Raw genomic sequence first — 19,684 nt, 5'->3', positions numbered from 1 at the left:
GGACGAGCGCAAGCGCCCGCGTGAAATTCCGTCCATGAGAAAGCCTCTTGAGGTTGTATTGAGAGACAGTAAACGCTATTCAGCGTGCGGGTAGGGTGATGACATGTCAGTATTTACTAAATGGCTTAAAGATGCTCGGGGCAAGCTCCCGAATCATGTTTCCGTCGGGCGCCACACCTATGGTGTAACGTGGCGGAAGATACTGTTCCCGACTAAGGATGCGCCTCTGCAGGTCGGAAGCTTTTGCTCTGTTGCCGGCCAAGTCCTTTTCATGTGCTCCGGTCAACACCCGATCGACAGCGCGACATCGTTCCCCATCCACAGCCGACTGCTGAGTCAGCCCGAGCCTACGGGCAATGGGCGTCCGGGCGGCATCATATTAGGGAACGATGTCTGGATAGGTCATGGCTCCATCATTCTGCCGGGAGTTTCAATCGGTGACGGTGCGGTTGTCGGCGCCGGATCGGTCGTCACCAAGGACGTACCTCCCTATGCCATAGTGGCAGGCAATGCCGCCCGGCTGATACGTTACCGTTTCTCAGATGATGTCATCGCGAAAATGCTCGCTATACGGTGGTGGGAGTGGAGCGACGACAAGATCAAGCAGGAAGTGGTATCGCTGACCCAGCCAATCGAGCAATTCGTTGCGCAACACTCAGGAGCCCGTTGATGCGCTCCTGCTTCCTACTGGCGGCTGACAAAGAATATTTTCCCTATGCCTGCTTGGCAATGCGTCGAATCCTTGACGTCTCTGCGAGCGGAACACCGGGTTTTTTGTTCCATCTCGGCGGCATTGATTCGTCCGACATGTTCGTCGGCAATCGGCTGTTAGGAGACGGCGTCGAGATAGTCGATGTCTCCACTTTTATGGCTGAAGCCGGTTCAAAATTCAGGAAGAGCAGCCCGGCCGCTTTCATCCGCCTTTTTGCCGACCGGCTTCCTCAGTTCCACTCGTTCGACCGGATCGCCTATGCCGACTGCGATGTCCTTTTCAATCGTGACATCGCAGATTTGGCCGGGCAGGACATGCACGCTCCGCTTCTCGCCGCGCACGACGACTACATGTATTTCAGACCGCGCTACCGTAGCACTCTTGGCCTCCGCCCAGGTGCTCCTTACTTCAACTCAGGCGTCGTTGTCTTCAACATGCCTCTTGTTCGGGAGCAGGGATTGCTTTCGCGCTCCCGTCAGGTTGCCATTGAGCGCCAGTGCAACGACCAAAACGCAATGAACATCGCGTTTGACGGCGCTTGGCAGACCATGCACCCCAACTGGAATCTGATGTCAAAGCGAACCCGAAAGCACAGGTTTTCGGGAGCCTACTGCCGCCATTTCGCCGGAGGAAAACCGTGGGGCAATCAGGTGGGCGTTGAATCGGATGCGCTTGCAGTATGGCGAGATCTGGCAAAAGAAACGCCTTGGGGCGCGCCGTTCCGGCAGCGGATACCTTTCGAGCGCGGCCTAACGAAAAGGATACTGCAAAAATTCGATGGACTTGCCGGCGCTGTGCTGGGCAACGAGCTTTACAAACGCCGCGCGCGCTATGATGGCGACAAGATGTATGGGATTTACGCCGAGCACGCCGAGGCCGGGTTGATGGCCGTCAGTTACCCTGAAGAGCTCGGCGGGTTCGGGCTACCCCCAAAACCGCGCTCCTAAGCAGTCCGCCATGCATGGCGTCCTTGAACAGGAGCAACCGTACCACCATCTTGCGCGAAAAGTTAAGAGCGGTGGGTTGGCCCACCGCTCCTTAGCTATAGCGAACTTCGATATTTATCGTCTGCTTCCAGGCAGCTGTGATGAAATGCTGAGCGTCCGATGTGAGGCGCAAAGCCGCCGAAATGGTCCCTTTCGCGTTGCCTCAGATTTGCGTTCAGCCGTATCACTCCCGGCGGGTCCGCCATGTTCATGATATGGACAAAAGACCCTTTCTTCGGGCCTTGGTCACGCCTGCCAATTCGCTACTGAGAACACGGCCCAGCCTCCATAGACGCCGTCCGTTCTTCAGACGGGTAGTTCAACGCGGTTGCACCTGCGCGAGGAGCGCCTCAACCATAGGGAGCATGTTTCTAACGATGATCGCATCCCCCGCTGCATTTGGGTGGTTCTTGTCCGCTTGCAGCAACTCCGAATGCCCAGTCACGCCCTCCTTGAAGTCAGCGTAGAGCAAGTCTCCGTGCTTGGTCGCCAGCTCGGAGAACATCTTTGAAAACTGCTCGGGATAGTCGGCCTCGTGCCCAGCGGAGAGTATAGACGAGCATTCGTCAAGTGCCGCAGTTCCAACCACAAGCACTGGAATGCGTTTCTGGGCGAGGATACTCAGAACCTGGTCGAGGTTCGCTCGCGTGTGATCCAGGCCGATACGAGCGCAATCGTTCTGACCCAATTCAACGATGACAACGTGGTTTGCAGGGCTCGCCTGAAGGTCAAGGCCGTCCTTGTATTCCGCCAGCCAAGTGAGACCCCGTTTGCTGGTCGCCAAGTACCCCACCTCGACAATTGTCACGGGATGCCCGGCAGCGTTCAGCCCAGCCTTTAGCTTGGTCGCAAAGCTCTCACTGGCAACTACTCCAGCGCTATTGATGTAGCTGTCGCCGAGGGTGACGATTGTCGGAGGTGCATCCTCGGCATCCACGTTGCCGGCTAACCCCAAGGTCGCGGAAAGTGCGGCAAGGGCCACAAACGAAACGCCACGCACTTTTGTCATGGTCTACCTCCCAGCGGACCATTCGTGGCTATCCTTACCTAAGCCTAACAGCAAATTCTCACGACTGCATCGGCGAAGGAAGGTGGCCACGCCGCGTTAACATTGTGGCTAATTAAACGGCGCGCGATTGTCGCGGCCCGGGAAGGCCGTTAAGGGGCCGAAGGCTGCCAGTCCGGTTTGCGCAGCCAAGATGGAAAGGGCAGATATTCGCCTGAAGGGGCGGCAGCCCGAAGCTCACTCAAGTTGGACGGCTGCAGCGTCGCTTATCGATGGCCAAGGATGTTACAGGTGCGCGTCATCCTACGATCGAGGCGCCCGCCGGTGCCGTCCACGTAGTGCAGAATTGGGAACGAGCCTCAGAAATAGAAGGGAGAGGAAGCGGCCGTTGAACATCGAATCGATCAATCCATGTTGATCCGCGGACCTGTTGCCCCGTTCAGCAATCGCTTCAAATGGAAGCTCGCAAGCTGGTCCCCTGCGCGCCTGCCTACTTCAGCAGCGAACGAGGTGACCGCACTAGGGTCGCCGGCTTCCAGCTTAGCGAAGGCCGCCAGGTAATCCTTCGTCGCGAGGTCGTCGCATTGCTCAGGCCTTAGTGGCTCGTAAGCGCGCAGCGACTCCGTTCGTCCTCTCAACACGAGGTCACCCACCGGCCGCCCTCGGAAATTCATAACTTGCCTCGCGACGCTCTCGCTCAGGCAAATACGGGTGCCTAGTTGTTTGTTGGCGGCTTCCAGCCGCGCCGCGATGTTGATGGTGTCTCCATAGGCCGTGTAGTCGAAGAAGCGGGCGCCGCCGAAATTACCGACGATCGCCGGCCCGGCGTGGGCGCCGATACGGGTGGGGCCGAGCGCCACGCCCCTGGCGCGCCAGCCGGCGCGGAAGTCTTCCGAAAAGTCGTCGAGGTCAAGCGCGCAAGCGACGGCGCGGGCGGCATGGTCGGGCTGGTCGCCCGGCGCGCCGAAGAGCACATGCAGTGCGTCCCCGACGATCTTGGCCACCGTGCCCTCGTGGTGGAAAACGATGTCGGTCATGCCGGCGAGGTACACGTTAAGCAGTTCGCCCAGTACCGCCGGGTCGAGTGTCTCAGCCAGCGCAGTGAAGCCGGCGATGTCAGTGAAAAGCGACGCCACCTCGCGTCGCTGCCCGGCAAGCTCGCCAGCGTCGCTGGCGAGCCGCTCGGCGAGGTTGGGCGAGAAGTAACGCGACAGCGAGGCGTGCGCGCGCTCGGCCGCCACCTGCTTGCCCCGCGCGTCGCGCAGAAGGGCAAGGTGCCTCAGCGTCTTGGCGATAGTCGTCTCCAGGTCGGCGAAATCGATCGGCTTCACAAGGAAATCATAGGCTCCGCGGTTCATTGCCATGCGGATGTTGGCCATGTCGCCGTAGGCCGACACAATGATGGTTGACAAACGCTCCTCGGCGTCCTGGAGCTTCGCAAGCAGCGCCAGACCGTCCATGCGCGGCATATTGATGTCGGCAACGACCATTTCGATGTCGGGATTTGCGGCGATCACGTCCAGCGCCTCGACGCCGTCGCGGGCAAAGATAAAGCTCACTGCCCCGTCGCGGATCTGGCGGCGGAACTTTTGCAGCACGAGCGGCTCCAAGTCCGGCTCGTCGTCGACGACGAGGATCAGCGCCGTCACGCCGCGAGCCCGACGCGGGCGTCGATCTCGCCGCGCAGCGCGACGAAATCGAGGGGCTTCGTCAACAGCGCCTCGGCGCCGTTTTCGAGCGCCTTCCGCTTGGTCTCGGGGTCGCCATAGGCGGTGATCATGATCACGGGCACATCGGGACGCAACGCCTTCGCTTTCGGCAGGAGCTCGAGGCCGCTCATGCCCGGCATGTTGATGTCAGATAGGATGAGGATCAGCGAGGCACTTTCCGCCGCCTCGATCACGCTGAGAGCGTGCGGCGCCGAAAGCGCGAATGCCATGTCGAAGCGCCCGGCTCTCAGGTCGCGCCGGAACTGCTGCCGGAAAAGCACCTCGATGTCGGGTTCGTCGTCGACGACCAGGATGAGCAGACTCAAGCGCTTCCTCCAGCTTTGGCGAGCGTCGCGGCGCCGCGCGGCAAAACGATGCGGAATTCGGTGAAGGAACCCAGCTCGGTGTCGACCTCTATGGTGCCTGCGTGCTGTTTCACGACGATGTCGTGGCTTAACGACAGGCCTAGCCCTGTTCCCTCGCCCGCCGGCTTGGTGGTGAAGAACGGGTTGAACATCTTTTCCTTCACCTCCGGCGGGATGCCGGTGCCGTTGTCGCGGATTCTGATCTCGACCGCATCGCCCAGGTTCTTCGTCGATGCCGCCAGCACCGGCTCGTAGCCGGTTTCGCCATTGGCCACACGTCGTTTCGTTGTCGCGTAAAAGCCGTTGGAGATCAGGTTCAACAGCACTCGGGTGATCTCCTGCGGAAAGAGATCGACCTTGCCGGCGCCTGGATCGAAATTCCTTTCCAGGGTGATGTTGAAGCCTTTCCCCTCGGCGCGCGCGCCATGATAGGCGAGGTTCAAGCTCTCCTCCACGACCGCATTGATGTCGATCGGCCGGTGCTCGCCCGAGCCCGAGCGCGAATGGAGCAGCATGTTCCTGACGATCGAGTCAGCGCGCTTGCCGTGCTGTACCACCTTGTCGAGATTGCCCTTCAGCATCTCCGATAACTCGTCGATCTCCGAGCGGGTCTTGTCGTCAAGCGCCGCGCCTTGCAGCGCCTCGCGCAGCTCCACGATAAGGTCGCCGGACAGCGAGGAAAAGTTGTTGACGAAATTGAGCGGGTTCTTGATCTCGTGAGCGATTCCCGCGGTCAGCTGGCCGAGCGAGGCGAGCTTTTCGGTCTGCACGAGTCGATCTTGGGCCTTGCGCAAGTCGTCCAGCGAGCGCGACAGGTCCTCGGTGCGCGCCTGCACCTCGTCGAACAGGCGGACATTCTCGATGGCGATGACCGCTTGATCGGCGAAGGTCTTCAAAAGTTCTACTTGCTTGGCGGCAAGAACGCCCGTCTCAGCGCGCCCGACTGCTATGCAACCGATGGGCAGGCCGTCACGCAGCATCGGCACGGCGACAGCGCTGCGCAGGCCCGAAAAAGCCGCCGCGGCGCGGTGCGTGAATTCACTGTCCAAGGTGAGGTCTGGGATCTGCGCCACGTCAAGATAGAGGATCGCCCGTTCGGCGGCGCTGCCGCGAGTAGGTGCCACGGGAAAGGTGTTGCGTACGATATGAACGCTTTCTTCGGTGATGCCGTGATGCGCTACGAAATGCAGAAGCTCGCCATCATATCTGTAGACGAAGCAGAACTGCGCTTCGCACAGACGGGCGGCACTTTGCGCTATCATGTTGAACACCGGCTGCACATCAGTGGGCGAGCGGCTGATGACGCCAAGCACATCGCTGGTCGCCGTCTGGTACTCTAGCGCCTCGGTAGCCTCCCGCGTCCGCTGCTGCACTTCCTCGAACAAGCGGACGTTCTCAATCGCGATGACGGCCTGGTCGGCGAAAGTCTTCAGCAGTTCGAGCTGCTTGTCTGTGAATGGCCTTGCCTCGGCGCGCCGGATCATTATCGCTCCGATGACGTCCTCCTCGCGCAGGAGCGGAGCCGCAAGGATCGCGCGGAATCCGAGCCGGCGCGCAAACTCGGCTCCGACCGGAAACTCCCTGCCGGCCTCCTGCAAATCAAGGACATGCACCGGCGCGCGATCGAGCACCGCGCGGCCGGTGACCACGTCCCGGGCGACCGGCAGTCCCGTGTCGTCGACGGGGATCGGCCCGTGATGGGCTCCCACCGCCAGCCGACCGGCGCGTCGCAGGTAGATCGTCGCGTCATAGGCGTCGCAGAGGCGCGCTGCGCTTTCGGCGACGGCGTCAAGGACTGGCTGGATGTCGGTCGGTGACGCGGCGATGACGCGCAAGATAGAGCCCGTCGCAGTCTCCCGCTCCAGCGCCTCGGTTACTTCGCGATTGCGCGCCTGCACCTCCTCGAACAGGCGCACGTTCGCGATGGCGATGGCAGCCTGATCGGCGAAGGTCTCCACCAGTTCGATCTGGCGTTGTGAGAACGGCCCCACGGTCCGTCTCGCCATGCCGAAGACGCCGATCACGTCTCGGCCTCGCTTGAGGGGGACCGAAAGGGCCGCGCGGAAATGGCCCATGCTCGCCGCTTCCGGCCTTTTGTATTCCATATCCTTGGACACATCGGGCACATGGACGGTTGCCCCTTCGAGGGCCGCTCGACCTTGAAAGGTCCCACGCCCGATCGGGTGTGGATGGCTCTTCTCATAAGCGCGAAGTTCATCTGTCCAACCGGTCCCGGTCATGACCCGTAGCCAATCGCCATCGCGCAGTGAGATCGAGCCCATATCACCGCCTGCCAGGCGGATCGCCGAATCGAGTAGCGTCTGCAATACGGGTTCAAGGTCGAAGGCCGACCGGCTGATGACCTTGAGCACGTCGGCGGTCGCAGTCTGCTGAGCAAGCGCTTCGGTCAGTTCGGCCGTCCGTGCCTGCAATTCTTCGAATAGCCCCACGTTCGAGATGGCGATCACGGCCTGGTCGGCGAAGGTCTTCAGAACCTCGATCTGCCTGTCGCTGAACGGTCTCACCTCTCTTCGCCGCAGGCTAATCGCACCGATCGCTCTTCCATCCCCCACGAGAGGTGTCGCCAGAATGGTGCGAAAGCCGTACTGAATGGCCTTTTCCCGTCCTGCCGCGAATTCGGTCCCAGCCTCGGACAAGTCTTCGACCTGCACGGTCCTCGCATCGATCACCGACCGCGCCATTACCCGGTCTCGCTCCAGTGGCCACGGCGCCTCATCGACCGCAATTGGGCCCGAATGCGCGCCGAGATGGAGCATATCGTTCTTCTTGAGCCGGATGATTACGTCATAGGCCTCGCAAAGACGGGCGGCGCTAGCCGCCACGGCGTCGAGGACCGGCTTGATATCAGTTGGCGACGAGGCGATGACGCGAAGCAGCTCGCCGGTGGCCGTCTCGCGTTCGAGCGCTTCGTTGAGCTCCCGCGTGAGATGCCCAATCCTAGCTTCGAGTTCGTCGTGTGATTGCCGCATGCAGGTTCTAGGCCTCGGTCGCAGCGCTGCCCACTAGGTCGAGATGCGAACCATAGGCAGAATGGCAGTAGAAATACTAGGTCGCTCGACGGTCAATCGATCCGCCCTCCATTCGCAGCGAGGAAGATCGGCAGCCGGACTCTCGACATTTTTAATAGAACGGGTCGCCGGTAGTCAGAATCATCAGGTGGCACTTCTACAAAGGGCCTGCGCGGGCTTGATCGCAACCTTCCAGTAGCAAACAGCAATGTCAGGTGTTTGCGCAACTGCGATGTCCAAGGTGGTCGCCAGCAAAGTCTGCTATCGGGCAGAGCAAAGATCAACTCAACGGCCGACAATGGGCGCATTGCTGACCTTCAAAGCGTTGGTGCAGGCCTCTGCGCCTAGCAATAAACGACATGAACCGGGAATCTCTTCCTGGGAGGAGCGGGGAACTCGATGCGTGACTCTTGGGGAGATGCTCGGGATGGACCTCGAGAAGCGTGATTTTGATCTGCGGCTTACACCTGTTGCAGTCGAAATTGAGCTTCAAGGGATCCACGCCGCCGCCATTAGACCATCATCAGGTCCGCGGACCGGCAGTAGCGGACGTTGCCGCAGCTGCACTCGGCTTTCACAAGCATGTTGTGCCGGGTCGCCTTCCCAGAGTGTCGATCGGATCGTGCGCCATAGTGAACAAAAATGAGGAACATATTCCTGTCCAGTCAAGAGGGATTGACTACCGTGTTCCTATTTTGTTCACTGCGGGCAAATTGGAGACAACCCATGAAACCGACGATTGCGGCTGAATCCGAACAGCCCGAAATCTACGCCACGATAAGGCGCGAGCTGCCGGCCATACATCGCGCTGTCAGCAAGATGGGAAAGCAGATGCGCGGCCTCTCACCTCTCAGCCAAAAGGCGGCCATCGCTGAATTAACCGCCATATGGTGCCTGGCGAACTATCCCGCATGACCTTGATCGTGCATTGTCTTTGGCAGAGGCCATACATGACAGGGCCACTCCGCGACGACGACGCGTCGACAATCATGCATGTGAACATGCCGGCTGCGGCAAGGATGGAGGCTTCGGATTTGCAAAGCCGCGCATGGCATCGCACTGGTTCTGCATGGAAGACCGGAAATCAATGACGATTTCCTCTATCTGTGAGGCCGAGGAAGCGCTCCTGGGGCAGTGGCCAAATAAAGAAGCGGCGGCCTATAGGAATGCGTGCCGATTAATTGCGGAGGCCAAGGATGGAAGCTGCAGTCCGGCCGTAGCATTTGCGGCGTTCAAGGCCGTCGCTATCGACCAGCGCTTGCTGCAGCCGGCCAAGACGGAGTCCGGCGCTCGGCATGTCGGACAAGTGCCATAAACCATCGTGATGATGAACCGCCGTCTCCTAGGCGCGTCGCTCGCTGATTTCGTCAAGTTGCTCGCTTCGGGGGAGCTTCCAATCCTAGACGAGAAGACTGATCGCCAGCGAAAGCGACGGCATCTGCTTCATATTCGAATGCTCGGGAATACGTTTCACCGTTCCTCCCTATGATGCGAACAACCCACTCGCCCAACGAATGGCGGATCTCTAGGAAGAGGGAAGACGAAGACGGCGGCCGGTACGTGACGCTGTCCAATGCCCTCGGGAGGCTTGTCCCGCCAAAATCGGCCCCATCATCGGAGGAATGAACTTCACGCATGCACTGACTCCCGAGACCGCGAGTCAATTAGCGCGTGCTTAATTAGTTCCGGAGCGTTTTAACGAATCGTTGACCGCGCTGTCCCAGAATAGGACGGCGCGGTCAAACCCCAACCTTGGCTGCGCAGGCGGCTTCGGCATTGAGTTCCACCCCGAACTGTCGGAGCCGCCACCCACCCCACACTTATACCAGCAATGGTTGAATCAACCGTTACTGCACGTGCTTTCCATGGCGCTTCCCTGATCGTTAGACTTTGACGGAACAACAAGGGATTCACAGATTCGGCGTTTCGATCTAGACTCGACCGATAAAAACGATCTTCGATGATATCGCCGGCGCCCTCAGGGAGCCCCGCCAAGACGTGTGGCGCCCTGTCCGCGCTTCGCCTCGATTATCGCCAGTAAGCTCGCCCTAGGCCTCGCTATCGGCCTAGGTGTTGGCCTTGGGATGGCGCTGGCTCGTTAGCTGCCCTTCGCCTTGCCATAGGCGTTCGAGCTGGTGTCCGGCGTAGATCAGCCCGACTTTCTTGCTGCCGCACTTGGCGCATTTCAGCTTGGGAAGGAGGTCGGCCCTGGCCGGCGCCTGTTGGCCGAAATGGTCCCGGAGCTTCACCAGTTCACGCTCCTGCTTATGACGGCGCGCTGGGGTGTGGCAGTACGCCGTGACTGTCATCTTTTTGTCGATCAGCGATTGGAACTTCCAGCCTTTTCCCATCCGGCCGATATAGAGCTAAGGCAGTCAATCCGCCAAGCTGGACGCACCAAGGGGCCCGGAATGTTCGTCCAGATTGCGACGCTGAGGAAGGCGCTCGGCCGCGCCGACCAAGGTGGCGACTGGATCGCCACCGTGCCTCGCGTCGGCTACCGCTTCACCGCGCCTGTCGAGCGCGTGGAAGGTTCAGTGCAGCGATCGATCGCGCCGTCCGGCAAACCCACCATTGCCGTGCTGCCCTTCGCCAATTTGAGCGGCGAGCAGGACCAGCAATATCTGAGCGACGGCATCACCGAAGATATCATCACTGAAGTGGGGCGATACCGGTCGCTCGTGGTCATCGCGCGCAATTCATCTTTTCAATTTCGTGGGCCAGCGCCGGAGGCCGCGGAAGTACACCGGCAACTCGGCGCGCGCTACCTCGTCGAGGGCAGCGTGCGACGGCTCGGGAGCCGTATCCGGATCACGGCGCAACTGACCGACGGCGCCAGCGGCTTCCATTTGTGGGCTCAACGCTACGACAGGGCGCTTGAGGACATCTTTTCGGTTCAGGAGGAGGTGGCGGCCCTCGTGGCGTCAACCGTCCAAGGCGCCACTGAGGCAGATGCGACTAGCCGCTCGCGGCGAACGCCGCCGGCCGATTGGGCCGCCTACGACTACTACTTGCAGGGTCGCGCGCACTACCACCAGTACGAAATGGACAAGGGCGAATCCATGTTTACCCGGAGCGCCGAACTCGACCCGGCTTTTGCTCAAGGTCATGCCTATCTAGCGCAGTGCCTGGTTGCGCGATTCTGGTATGACCGCGATCCTCGTACGCTGCAAAGTGCCTCGCGGTCTGCGCGCACAGCGCTCCTGCTCGACCGGAATGACGGCATCTGCAACCAGAGCATGGGTCTCGTGCTTGTACATATGCGCCAGCATGGGGATGCCGGACTGCATTTCCAGCAGGCCCGTACCCTCAATCCGCACGACGTCAACATTGCCGGAGACTATGCAAGCTGGCTCAACTACGGCGGCCAGCCTCAGCAGTCCCTGGCGGTCCTCGAAAGGGCCAAACTGCTCGACCCGTTGCCCCCGGTCTGGTTCTGGGAGGTGAAGGGAAGCGCGCTCTTCCTGCTCGGCCGATACGCCGACCATCGACGCTTATCGGAGGGCCGGCGACCAGTTGTTCATCCATGCCTTTCTCGCGGCGGCCTACGCACATCTAGGCGAGATGGAAAACGCGCATGTCGCAGTCGAAGCCACACTGAGGCTGCAACCGGACCTCTCTCTTGGCTACCTTGCTCACCTTCCCTTCGCAGACCCATCACCCTTCGAGCACTTCCTCTCCGGCTTCAGAAAGGCCGGCTTTTTATAGGATCCAGCCGGTCCGAAAACTCATCGCTGCAGTTGCGTGCATGTGAGCGGTAAGAAGGGACGACGGCGATGATAATCGACAGGACAACCTCCCATACTGTTGGAACCTGACATGCGGGGTCATTGCTGCATCAGGCCCGACCGTCCGCTTTCGGGCGAAGGTAAAGTTTGCCGAACGTCCGAGATTGGGCGCATTGCTGACATTGATTGAGAAACAGATAATCCTGAAGGCGCCTGTAGATGCCGCCTTCGTCTAAGTGTTCGCGGTACCGCGTGACAAGCGCACACCACGGCCACCGCCATTCTCTGGAATGAATTCTATTCCGGCTGCTTCGAGCGATAGCTTCAGCGCTTGCAGGATTGATTCAGATGCTGGTTTCGAACCACGTTCGAACTGCACGATCGTCCTCAAACTTACCTTGGATAGATCCGCCAGTTCCTGTTGAGAAATGTCGAGAAGCCCACGGGCCGCGCGAATTTGGGCCGCACTTACCTTCATTGTTCAAATGCCCTGTTGCACAAAAAGTGCAAATATGCTTGTTTTAGGTAACGGCCGTTGGAAGTGGTTCCCCGCTTCCAACAGTCTAACCACGCCCACGCTTTGCGGAGCTCGGATCATGGCTGATTCCGACAATAACACGACTTTGCCTTTCGTCACCCGCAGGAAGGTGCTTGCGGGAACCGCAACCGCGATGGCGGCGACGGAGGCTACATCGTTCGCTGGCATCGACTTGGAGGGTGATGACGCCATTGATCCTGCGGTGGCGGTGTGGAAACGATGGCAGGCGGCTTGGGAAGAGGCTGAACGGCTTTGCAATCAGCAGCAGCGGCTGGAGAGAGTACTTCTCGAGACCGTTGGCTTCCCTTGCACGACAGTTACCTTGTCCGACGGAGAGAGCGTGACAGTTCACTCCGTTGAAGCCCTCCAGGAATTGCTCGGTGTTCGTCCCGCTAACAGAGTGGCCCGCACCCAAGCTGAAGCTGAAATCGTAGCCAATCAGGCGCGCTGGGATGCCGCCGCTAGGGAGATTGGTTATTCGACAGCCTTACTTGCTGAGCGCGAAGCTGGCGAGCGGGCGAAGGAATTACTCGAAGCCTTATCCCAAGTTCCTGCAACGTCGCTCGCCGGTATAGCCGCCAAGCTAAATGCAGCGCTTAGGGAAGGGGAGTATTCGCTACATGACAGTGAGCCCCCGTGGCCACAAATCCGCTCGGCCTTAGACGACATAGCTCGGATTAGAGAGCAGAAAGTCTCAAGCTGAACTTCGGCACTAAGTACCGGAATCGCGATCATTCGTCGGTTTGGTGATTTTCGCGGGGCTTACCGAGACAAACTCTCTACACATGGAGCGACCGATGCAGTTCCGAAAGGCATTTGCGGAGTCAGGACGTCGCAGCGTCTTCGACGCACCGGCAAACCATGGAATCGAGAGTGGCCCGCACCCTGCTGATCAACATGTCGGCAGGCAGATCGCTGCGGTTCGCGTGCAGTCGGACGTCTCGCAGGCCCAGCTTGCCCGATCCATCGGTATCAGCTTCCAGCAGCTCCAGAAATATGAGAACGCGAGAAACCGCGTGAGCGCTTCCATGCTCTACGAGATCGCTGGTTCACTAGGTGTTCCGGTGGGCCGCTTCTTCGAAGGCCTGCCGGGCAATGAGACCGAACGTGATCCTCCTCCGCTGCCGGTCGACGAACGCATCAATTTTATTGCCAGCGCGGAAGGTCGACGCCTGATTGAAGGGCTTGTGCATCTCCATCCGCGAGTGCGAGGTCGGGTGTCGTCTTTAATCGCAGCATTAGGAGAGGAACTGGCAGTCATCGACCCAAAGCAGGAGAGCGCTAGGTCCAGCGAACCCATGCCGGTCGAATGCAGGCTGGCTTGACCGGCAGTTATGGCAAAGCTCAACGAGTTCCCATCGACGGCTGGAATGGCGAAGTTCGCGCTGTCGCCTCGATCCGCACCGCCAGGGAGGGGATGTTTCCCGAAGAGACCTCGACAACGGCTACATCGCCGCAGGCAGGGAGAAAGTGGCCCTGTCGTTGCCGATGGCGATGATGGGAGCGCTGCATGAAAAAGCTTCCGAACGCATCCCAAGTTCCTGCCATAGGCTTCCCGGCAGCACGGCTGCAGCCCGTGCGATCTAGATTCGCCAGTTCGGCGACTATCCGATTTCCGCGCCAAAGGGTCCCAAGTGCACGATCGAAGGGGTGTGCCCCTTTTATCGCCGGTCGTGTTAGTGATGCTCGGCTTCGTGAAGTCGGCACGACACAGACGGGATGGTGGATTGCTGCGCGAAACCGCCCGAGCGGTAACGCCGGAGGAGCTTCGCACGGCCATGCTTAAGTTTGTCGAAGCACTCGCCATCGCCGATGCCAGAGGCGATCATCTCAAATCGGTCGGCGCTTCGGCTGGCCGAAATGCTGCCATGGATGCCGATCGCTGCAAGAAGAAGGCTTCCGACACATGAGGCGGGCCGCTGTCTACGCACGCTTTTCGACCGAGCTGCAGAACGAAAAATCCACTGAAGACCAGATTGCGCTGTGCCGTGCTTACGCAGCGCACAACGGTCTGGCTATCGTTGCGGTCTACGAGGACAAGGCGCGCTCCGGCTCATCTATATTGGGTCGCGACGCGCTGATGAGCCTGATGGAAGCGGCGGGCCAGAACGCGTTCGACATCGTCGTCGTCGAGGCGCTTGATCGCCTATCGCGCGACATGGCGGATCTCGCAGGTCTTCACAAACGTCTCTCTTTTCTCGACATTGAAATCCAGGCTGTTCATGACGGTATCGCCGATGCGGTTCTCATTGGTATTCGTGGACTTGTCGGTCAGATGCAGAGGGAGGACGGCGCAAAGAAAGTCCGTAGGGGTATGGCTGGAGTCGTCCGTGATGGACGTCATGCGGGAGGCCGGGCCTATGGCTATCGACCGGTCTTGGGCCATCCCGGCGAACTCGAGATCGTCCAAGAGGAGGCAGACGTTATCCGGCGTATTTTTGCCGCTTATTCGGCGGGTCGCGCTCCACGTGACCTAGCCGGTGACCTCAACCGGGATGGGATAGCGCCACCGCGGGGGATAAGGTGGAACGGTTCCACCATCAACGGAAATGCACAGCGCGGCGTAGGTCTGCTCTTCAACGAGCTCTATGTCGGTCGGATCGTCTGGAACAAGGTCCGAATGGTGAAGAACCCCGACACTGGCAAGCGTGTTTCTAGGCCAAATCCAAAGGACCAATGGCAGACGAAAGAAGTTGCGCATTTGCGCATCATCGAAGACGAAACTTGGCACAAGGCGCAGGCTCGCAAGGCAGTGAGGGTGAACGCAACTTCTCATGTCAAGCGTCGGGCAGCTCACCTGTTGTCCGGTCTGCTCCGCTGCGGCGTTTGCGGTTCAGGTCTGTCAATTCACGATCGTGATAAGACAGGCAAGACGCGGATTCGGTGCTCGGCAGTGCGAGAAAGCGGGAGCTGCTCCAATCGGCGCATCCTCTATCTGCCCGAGATCGAAAAGGCGGTCCTTGATGGCATGCGCGACCAACTGAAAGCCCCCGACCTCATCGAGGCATACATCCGCAGATACAACCAAGAGCGCCGAGAATTGTCCGCACAGGCGAACGCGATGCGCACAGCGCTGCAAGGCAAGCGCGATCGGATAGAAGGCGAACGGCAGCGCACGATCGATCTTGTGATCAGGAGCGTCATTGCTGAAGAGGATGCCAAGCAGCGTATTGCAGAACTCAAGACGCAGCTTTCCGAGGTAGAGGCACAGCTCTCCGGTCTCGATGAGCCGCTGTCACCCGTAGCTCTCCACCCTGCGACCTTGCAGCGTTACATCGAAACCGTCGACGGCCTTTCAAAGGCGTTGGCCGACCACGCAACTGCTGCTGACGACCGTGGCCCGCTGATCCAAAACCTTCGAGGACTTGTTCATAGCGTCACCGTGCACCCCAAGCGGGCACGTGAGGGCTTCGAAATCGAGGTCAAGGGCAAGCTTGCCGCCCTTATAGGCGGGGCCGCATTTCCCAATGCACGGTATACTGAAAAGCCCACCGGACTAGGCAGCCGCTTCAACGCTGCCGTTACGTACGATAGTGGGTTGGAAGTGGTAGCGGGAGAGGGACTTGAACCCCCGACCCCAGGATTATGATTCCCGTGCTCTAACCAACTGAGCTACCCCGCCAGGGCGGCGAAAGGCCCGAAATCCGCCTTAAATCGAAAGGCATTTCGAGGCGTTCGCCAAGGTCGCGCGGATATAAGGTTGGGAGGGCGAGCCTGTCAAGCATCGATGCGCGAGGGGCGCCGGCATATTGTCGCCGGTAAAAGCTTTGCCGGGCTGGCATCTCCGGTAAGCCACCGGGGTTGAGTTCGACGGGGCACGCCGCTATGTCTCGGCCAAGAAATTAGAGTTTGAAGCTGATGAAGCCGCGCATTGCAGTCCTCGGTTGCGGATACTGGGGCAGCAACCACATCCGCACCCTCAAGGCGCTCGGCGCGCTGCATGCGGTTTCCGATGCCAATCGGGCGCGGGCCGAAGGCTTTGCCAGCGAGCAGGACTGCCTGGCGATCGAGCCCGACCAGCTGTTCGTGCGTGACGATATCGACGCCATCGTCATGGCGCTGCCGCCGCAATTCCATGCCGATCTTGCCGTGCGCGCCGCTGAGGCCGGCAAGGACGTGCTGGTGGAAAAGCCGATTGCGTTGACCGTGCCCGACGCCGAGCGCGCCGTGCAGGCGGCCAGGGACAACGGCCGCGTGTTCATGGTCGGCCATGTCTTGCGATTCCATCCCGCCTTCGAGACGCTGAAGGCGCTGATCGACAATGGCGAGCTCGGCGAGGTTCGCTACATCCACTCGCACCGGCTCGGCCTCGGCAAATTCCACACCGAGAACGACGCACTGTGGGATCTGGCGCCGCACGATCTGTCGATGATCCTGGCCATCACCGGCACCGAGCCGATCGACGTCAGGGGCGAGGGGGCCGCACTCCTCGACAATCTCAGCGATTTCGCGCATCTGCACATGCGTTTTCCCAATGGCTTGCGCAGCCATCTCTTCACCTCGCGGCTCAATCCCTATCGCGAGCGGCGGCTGACCGTGGTCGGCACCAAGGCAATGGCGGTGTTCGACGATGTCGAGCCATGGGAGCGCAAGCTGGCCGTCTACCGCCACGCGGTGTGGCAGGACAGCGGCCAGTGGGCCTTCACCACCAACGAGCCGTCCTATGTCGCGGTCGGCCAGGGGATGCCGCTGACGCGCGAGCTCGAGCACTTCATCCAGTGTATCGAGACGCGGGCCGAGCCGCGCACCAGCGGCGAGGAAGCCATCAGGGTGCTGCGCATCCTGACGGCGGGTACAGTCACGCACACAAAGTCCTGAGACCGTTTCGAAACCCTGCTCTTAAGGCAGATCGAAACCAAACTGCCTCCGAGAGGGTAGTGTTTACTCTGCGGGAATCTGCGCCGGCCTGGCTGCGAGCCGGCTGAGCATGGCTTCGGCCTCGGCGCCGCGCTCGGAGCGCTCGATGAAGCCGCCGCCGAAAACGCGGGCTTCGTTGCCGTCGTCGGAATAGAGCACGCAGGCCTGTCCCGGCGCGATGCCGGACTCGCCGTCGACCAGTTCGACAAAGGTGCTGCCGGCGCGGTGATGCAGCACGGCCGGGCGCGGCGGCCGCGTCGAGCGGACCTTGGCGAACAGCTCCATGCCGGCGGCCGGAATGTCGGACAGCGCGCGATCGCCCAGCCAGTTCATGTTGCGCAGATAGATCTTGTGGGTCTCCAGCGCCTCGCGCGGGCCGACGATGACACGGGCCCGGTCGGCGTCGAGATGGACGACGTAAAGCGGCTCGCCCGAGGCGATGCCGATGCCGCGGCGCTGGCCGATCGTATAGCGCAGGATGCCGTCATGGCGACCGAGCACGCGGCCGTCGATATGGACGATGTCGCCTGGGTTGGCGGCAGCTGGCTTCAGCTTGGCGATGATGTCGGAATATTTGCCCTGCGGCACGAAGCAGATGTCCTGACTGTCCTGCTTGGCGGCAACGGTCAGCCCCATTTCTTCGGCGATGGCCCGCACCGCAGGCTTGGACAGCCCACCCAGCGGAAAGCGCAGATAGTCGATCTGCGCCTGCGTGGTGGCAAACAGGAAATAGCTCTGGTCGCGGTCGGCATCGACGGGCCGGAATAGCGCGCGGTGGGCGCCATTGGCCCCGGAGCGGATATAATGGCCGGTGGCGAGCGCATCGGCGCCAAGGTCCTTGGCGGTGGCCAAAAGGTCGGCGAACTTCACCGTCTGATTGCAAGAGACGCACGGAATGGGCGTTTCGCCGGCAACGTAGCTCTCGGCAAACGGGTCGATGACCGCCTTGCGGAAGCGCTCCTCATAGTCGAGCACGTAATGCGGAATGCCCAATGTCTCGGAAACGCGGCGGGCATCGTCAATGTCCTGGCCGGCGCAGCACGACCCGGCCCGGTGCGTTGCGGCGCCATGATCGTAGAGCTGCAGCGTGACGCCGACGACATCATAGCCTTCGCGCTTCAGCAGACCGGCGACGACGGACGAGTCGACACCGCCCGACATGGCGACGACGACGCGGGTGTTTTGCGGGCTGGCGGGAAGGTCGAGGCTGTTCATGGTTCTTTCGTTCTGCGCGGCGCTTCAATGGCAGTGGCGCGAATATAGGTCAACCACACCAGCGGCGCCAGCTTTGCGGCGGTGCCGATTTTGCGGGAAAATTGCGCGCCTGCCCGCCGTTGCCTCAAATGCCGACGAAAAGACTAACGCGGCGTTCATGATCCTTACCTACTCATTAGGGTTCGCTTAGGCAATTTTTAAAGCTGTGGCGGTAATGTGGTGGGGATTGGGTCTTTGAGTTTTTAGTAGAGAGTACGATGACCGATCTTGTTAGACCGCGAGTCAAATATGTTATTGGGCCTGACGGCAGCCCTCTTACGATTGCCGATCTTCCGCCGACGAATACACGTCGCTGGGTTATCCGGCGCAAGGCGGAAGTGGTTGCTGCGGTCCGCGGCGGGCTTTTGAGCCTCGACGAGGCATGCCAGCGCTACAAGCTGACCACCGAGGAATTCCTGTCCTGGCAAGCGTCGATCGACGAATACGGCCTTGCCGGGCTGCGCACGACGCGCATCCAGCAATACCGGCACTAGAGCCAGGACCACAATACAAAAGGGCGCGGTAACCGCGCCCTTTTGCCTGTCGGTAATGCCTGCTGCTCAGACCGTCAGCACCACCTTGCCGATCGGCCTGGTGGCGAGAAAAGCGTGCGCGGCGCCCGCCTGTTCGAGCGGAAAGCTCTTTGCCACATGGACCGCAAGCTTTCCCGCATCGACCAGTTTGCCAAGTTCGACGAGGCCTTCACGGTCGGGCACGACGGACATGCGCTCGACGCGGATCCCACGCGCAGCAGCCTTGGCTCGGGTGGTGTCGTGGACATTGAGCAGCGACACCAGGACCCCACCGTCCTTCAGGACTGTCAGCGATTGGTCGGCATGGTCGCCGCCCATCGGCTCCAGCACCAGGTCGACGTCGCTGACCTCGGCGGCGAAATCTCCCTTGGTGTAGTCGACCACTTCATCGGCGCCGAGCGAGCGGACGAAATCGAGTTTCTTCGGGCTGGCGGTGGCGATGACATAAGCGCCGTGCGCCTTGGCGATCTGCACCGCCAGATGCCCGACGCCGCCGGCCGCAGCATGGATCAACACGCGCTGGCCGCGCTTCAGGCCGCCATGGCGGACAAGGCCTTGCCAGGCGGTCAGACCGGCCAGCGGCAGCGCGCCGGCATGATTGTGGTCGATGCCTTGCGGCTTCGGTGCGATTTCATCGGCCGGGGTGACAGCGAGTTCCGCATAGGCCGCGGCCTGCTTGGGAAAACGCGGCATGCCGAACACGGCGTCACCGACCCTGAGGCCGCCATCGACGCCTGGGCCTACCGCCTCGACCGTACCTGAAATATCCCAGCCCAAAGTGAAGGGCGGTTCGCCCAGCAATGGATAGTAGCCGGCGCGCACCGAGCCATCGACCGGATTGATACCGGCGGCATGCACGCGCACGAGCACTTCGCCTGACTTGGGCGAGGGCGCGGGGCGATCCGCCATGACGAGGACGTCGGGTCCGCCGACTGAATTCTGGACAACGGCACGCATGGGAGGCTCC

At 60.7% G+C, this 19,684-nt stretch carries 19 protein-coding genes and 1 tRNA gene; 11 read left to right on the top strand and 9 right to left on the bottom strand.

Features of this window, described 5'->3' with window-relative positions:
* Positions 1-103 precede the first annotated feature (103 nt).
* On the top strand, positions 104-670 hold the full coding sequence (locus NKJ88_RS01075) for a CatB-related O-acetyltransferase (protein WP_352443380.1): 567 nt from the start codon (positions 104-106) through the stop codon (positions 668-670).
* Complete coding sequence (locus tag NKJ88_RS01070) at positions 670-1,659, top strand: glycosyltransferase (RefSeq protein ID WP_352443379.1); 990 nt, start codon at positions 670-672, stop codon at positions 1,657-1,659. The genes NKJ88_RS01075 and NKJ88_RS01070 overlap by 1 nt, the downstream gene beginning before the upstream one ends.
* 358 nt (positions 1,660-2,017) lie before the next feature.
* Here the strand turns inward: NKJ88_RS01070 and NKJ88_RS01065 are convergent, their stop codons facing one another.
* The 4 genes from NKJ88_RS01065 to NKJ88_RS01050 form a co-directional block, all read right to left on the bottom strand.
* Entirely contained in the window at positions 2,018-2,707 is a 690-nt protein-coding gene (locus tag NKJ88_RS01065; protein ID WP_352443378.1) for a GDSL-type esterase/lipase family protein, read from the bottom strand.
* Positions 2,708-3,108: 401 nt separating this feature from the next.
* On the bottom strand, positions 3,109-4,353 hold the full coding sequence (locus NKJ88_RS01060) for an adenylate/guanylate cyclase domain-containing protein (RefSeq protein ID WP_352443377.1): 1,245 nt from the start codon (positions 4,351-4,353) through the stop codon (positions 3,109-3,111).
* The gene (locus NKJ88_RS01055; RefSeq protein ID WP_023723443.1) at positions 4,350-4,739 is read right to left on the bottom strand and encodes a response regulator; all 390 of its coding nucleotides are present in this window, start codon (positions 4,737-4,739) and stop codon (positions 4,350-4,352) included. Before NKJ88_RS01055 ends, NKJ88_RS01060 begins: the two co-directional genes overlap by 4 nt.
* Positions 4,736-7,768 (bottom strand): GAF domain-containing protein, encoded by a 3,033-nt coding sequence (locus tag NKJ88_RS01050; RefSeq protein WP_352443376.1) that lies wholly within the window; start codon positions 7,766-7,768, stop codon positions 4,736-4,738. Before NKJ88_RS01050 ends, NKJ88_RS01055 begins: the two co-directional genes overlap by 4 nt.
* Positions 7,769-8,533: 765 nt before the next feature.
* Here NKJ88_RS01050 and NKJ88_RS01045 point away from each other — a divergent pair.
* A complete protein-coding gene (locus NKJ88_RS01045) occupies positions 8,534-8,722 on the top strand; it encodes a hypothetical protein (protein ID WP_352443375.1) in 189 nt (62 codons plus the stop codon).
* Between the two features lie 133 nt (positions 8,723-8,855).
* Positions 8,856-9,122 (top strand): DUF982 domain-containing protein, encoded by a 267-nt coding sequence (locus NKJ88_RS01040; RefSeq protein ID WP_352443374.1) that lies wholly within the window; start codon positions 8,856-8,858, stop codon positions 9,120-9,122.
* 751 nt (positions 9,123-9,873) lie between these two features.
* On the opposite strand, the gene NKJ88_RS01035 is transcribed toward NKJ88_RS01040, so the two are convergent.
* A complete protein-coding gene (locus NKJ88_RS01035; protein ID WP_352443373.1) occupies positions 9,874-10,116 on the bottom strand; it encodes a hypothetical protein in 243 nt (80 codons plus the stop codon).
* A gap of 102 nt (positions 10,117-10,218) precedes the next feature.
* Between NKJ88_RS01035 and NKJ88_RS01030 the strand changes: the two genes are divergently transcribed.
* The gene (locus NKJ88_RS01030) at positions 10,219-11,568 is read left to right on the top strand and encodes a winged helix-turn-helix domain-containing tetratricopeptide repeat protein (RefSeq protein WP_352443372.1); all 1,350 of its coding nucleotides are present in this window, start codon (positions 10,219-10,221) and stop codon (positions 11,566-11,568) included.
* A gap of 199 nt (positions 11,569-11,767) precedes the next feature.
* On the opposite strand, the gene NKJ88_RS01025 is transcribed toward NKJ88_RS01030, so the two are convergent.
* On the bottom strand, positions 11,768-12,013 hold the full coding sequence (locus NKJ88_RS01025; RefSeq protein WP_352443371.1) for a helix-turn-helix domain-containing protein: 246 nt from the start codon (positions 12,011-12,013) through the stop codon (positions 11,768-11,770).
* A gap of 118 nt (positions 12,014-12,131) precedes the next feature.
* On the opposite strand from NKJ88_RS01025, the gene NKJ88_RS01020 reads away from it, so the two are divergent.
* The 4 genes from NKJ88_RS01020 (at position 12,132) to NKJ88_RS01005 (ending at position 15,662) form a co-directional block, all read left to right on the top strand.
* Positions 12,132-12,776 (top strand): hypothetical protein, encoded by a 645-nt coding sequence (locus NKJ88_RS01020; protein WP_352443370.1) that lies wholly within the window; start codon positions 12,132-12,134, stop codon positions 12,774-12,776.
* A 94-nt stretch (positions 12,777-12,870) separates the two neighbouring features.
* Positions 12,871-13,398 carry a helix-turn-helix domain-containing protein gene (locus NKJ88_RS01015; protein WP_352443369.1) on the top strand — a complete coding sequence of 176 codons (528 nt, stop codon included), beginning with the start codon at positions 12,871-12,873 and terminating at the stop codon, positions 13,396-13,398.
* Between the two features lie 453 nt (positions 13,399-13,851).
* Complete coding sequence (locus tag NKJ88_RS01010; protein WP_281391397.1) at positions 13,852-13,983, top strand: hypothetical protein; 132 nt, start codon at positions 13,852-13,854, stop codon at positions 13,981-13,983.
* Positions 13,980-15,662 carry a recombinase family protein gene (locus NKJ88_RS01005; protein WP_352443536.1) on the top strand — a complete coding sequence of 561 codons (1,683 nt, stop codon included), beginning with the start codon at positions 13,980-13,982 and terminating at the stop codon, positions 15,660-15,662. The genes NKJ88_RS01010 and NKJ88_RS01005 overlap by 4 nt, the downstream gene beginning before the upstream one ends.
* Here NKJ88_RS01005 and NKJ88_RS01000 read toward each other — a convergent pair.
* Positions 15,619-15,695, bottom strand: a tRNA-Met gene (locus tag NKJ88_RS01000). The genes NKJ88_RS01005 and NKJ88_RS01000 overlap by 44 nt on opposite strands.
* 236 nt (positions 15,696-15,931) lie before the next feature.
* Here NKJ88_RS01000 and NKJ88_RS00995 point away from each other — a divergent pair.
* Positions 15,932-16,891 carry a Gfo/Idh/MocA family protein gene (locus tag NKJ88_RS00995; RefSeq protein WP_023699712.1) on the top strand — a complete coding sequence of 320 codons (960 nt, stop codon included), beginning with the start codon at positions 15,932-15,934 and terminating at the stop codon, positions 16,889-16,891.
* A gap of 63 nt (positions 16,892-16,954) precedes the next feature.
* Here the strand turns inward: NKJ88_RS00995 and mnmA are convergent, their stop codons facing one another.
* On the bottom strand, positions 16,955-18,145 hold the full coding sequence (gene mnmA, locus NKJ88_RS00990) for a tRNA 2-thiouridine(34) synthase MnmA (protein ID WP_027049863.1): 1,191 nt from the start codon (positions 18,143-18,145) through the stop codon (positions 16,955-16,957).
* Between the two features lie 257 nt (positions 18,146-18,402).
* On the opposite strand from mnmA, the gene sciP reads away from it, so the two are divergent.
* Positions 18,403-18,678 carry a CtrA inhibitor SciP gene (gene sciP, locus NKJ88_RS00985; protein ID WP_013529904.1) on the top strand — a complete coding sequence of 92 codons (276 nt, stop codon included), beginning with the start codon at positions 18,403-18,405 and terminating at the stop codon, positions 18,676-18,678.
* 66 nt (positions 18,679-18,744) lie between these two features.
* Here the strand turns inward: sciP and NKJ88_RS00980 are convergent, their stop codons facing one another.
* Entirely contained in the window at positions 18,745-19,674 is a 930-nt protein-coding gene (locus NKJ88_RS00980; protein ID WP_352443368.1) for an NADP-dependent oxidoreductase, read from the bottom strand.
* Between the last annotated feature and the right edge of the window lie 10 nt (positions 19,675-19,684).

Source organism: Mesorhizobium sp. M0016, assembly GCF_040324035.1.
Taxonomy (GTDB): Bacteria; Pseudomonadota; Alphaproteobacteria; order Rhizobiales; family Rhizobiaceae; genus Mesorhizobium.
This window is presented reverse-complemented; position numbering and strand designations above follow the sequence as displayed.

Coding starts and splice junctions, on each gene's coding strand:
- NKJ88_RS01040 (WP_352443374.1), top strand. CDS start 8,856: ATGGCATCGCACTGGTTCTGCATGGAAGACCGGAAATCAATGACGATT.
- sciP (WP_013529904.1), top strand. CDS start 18,403: ATGACCGATCTTGTTAGACCGCGAGTCAAATATGTTATTGGGCCTGAC.
- NKJ88_RS01010 (WP_281391397.1), top strand. CDS start 13,852: ATGCTTAAGTTTGTCGAAGCACTCGCCATCGCCGATGCCAGAGGCGAT.
- NKJ88_RS00995 (WP_023699712.1), top strand. CDS start 15,932: ATGAAGCCGCGCATTGCAGTCCTCGGTTGCGGATACTGGGGCAGCAAC.
- NKJ88_RS01065 (WP_352443378.1), bottom strand. CDS start 2,707: ATGACAAAAGTGCGTGGCGTTTCGTTTGTGGCCCTTGCCGCACTTTCC.
- NKJ88_RS01025 (WP_352443371.1), bottom strand. CDS start 12,013: ATGAAGGTAAGTGCGGCCCAAATTCGCGCGGCCCGTGGGCTTCTCGAC.
- NKJ88_RS01015 (WP_352443369.1), top strand. CDS start 12,871: ATGCAGTTCCGAAAGGCATTTGCGGAGTCAGGACGTCGCAGCGTCTTC.
- NKJ88_RS01045 (WP_352443375.1), top strand. CDS start 8,534: ATGAAACCGACGATTGCGGCTGAATCCGAACAGCCCGAAATCTACGCC.
- NKJ88_RS01030 (WP_352443372.1), top strand. CDS start 10,219: ATGTTCGTCCAGATTGCGACGCTGAGGAAGGCGCTCGGCCGCGCCGAC.
- NKJ88_RS01035 (WP_352443373.1), bottom strand. CDS start 10,116: ATGACAGTCACGGCGTACTGCCACACCCCAGCGCGCCGTCATAAGCAG.
- NKJ88_RS00980 (WP_352443368.1), bottom strand. CDS start 19,674: ATGCGTGCCGTTGTCCAGAATTCAGTCGGCGGACCCGACGTCCTCGTC.
- NKJ88_RS01070 (WP_352443379.1), top strand. CDS start 670: ATGCGCTCCTGCTTCCTACTGGCGGCTGACAAAGAATATTTTCCCTAT.
- NKJ88_RS01005 (WP_352443536.1), top strand. CDS start 13,980: ATGAGGCGGGCCGCTGTCTACGCACGCTTTTCGACCGAGCTGCAGAAC.
- NKJ88_RS01050 (WP_352443376.1), bottom strand. CDS start 7,768: ATGCGGCAATCACACGACGAACTCGAAGCTAGGATTGGGCATCTCACG.
- mnmA (WP_027049863.1), bottom strand. CDS start 18,145: ATGAACAGCCTCGACCTTCCCGCCAGCCCGCAAAACACCCGCGTCGTC.
- NKJ88_RS01020 (WP_352443370.1), top strand. CDS start 12,132: ATGGCTGATTCCGACAATAACACGACTTTGCCTTTCGTCACCCGCAGG.
- NKJ88_RS01075 (WP_352443380.1), top strand. CDS start 104: ATGTCAGTATTTACTAAATGGCTTAAAGATGCTCGGGGCAAGCTCCCG.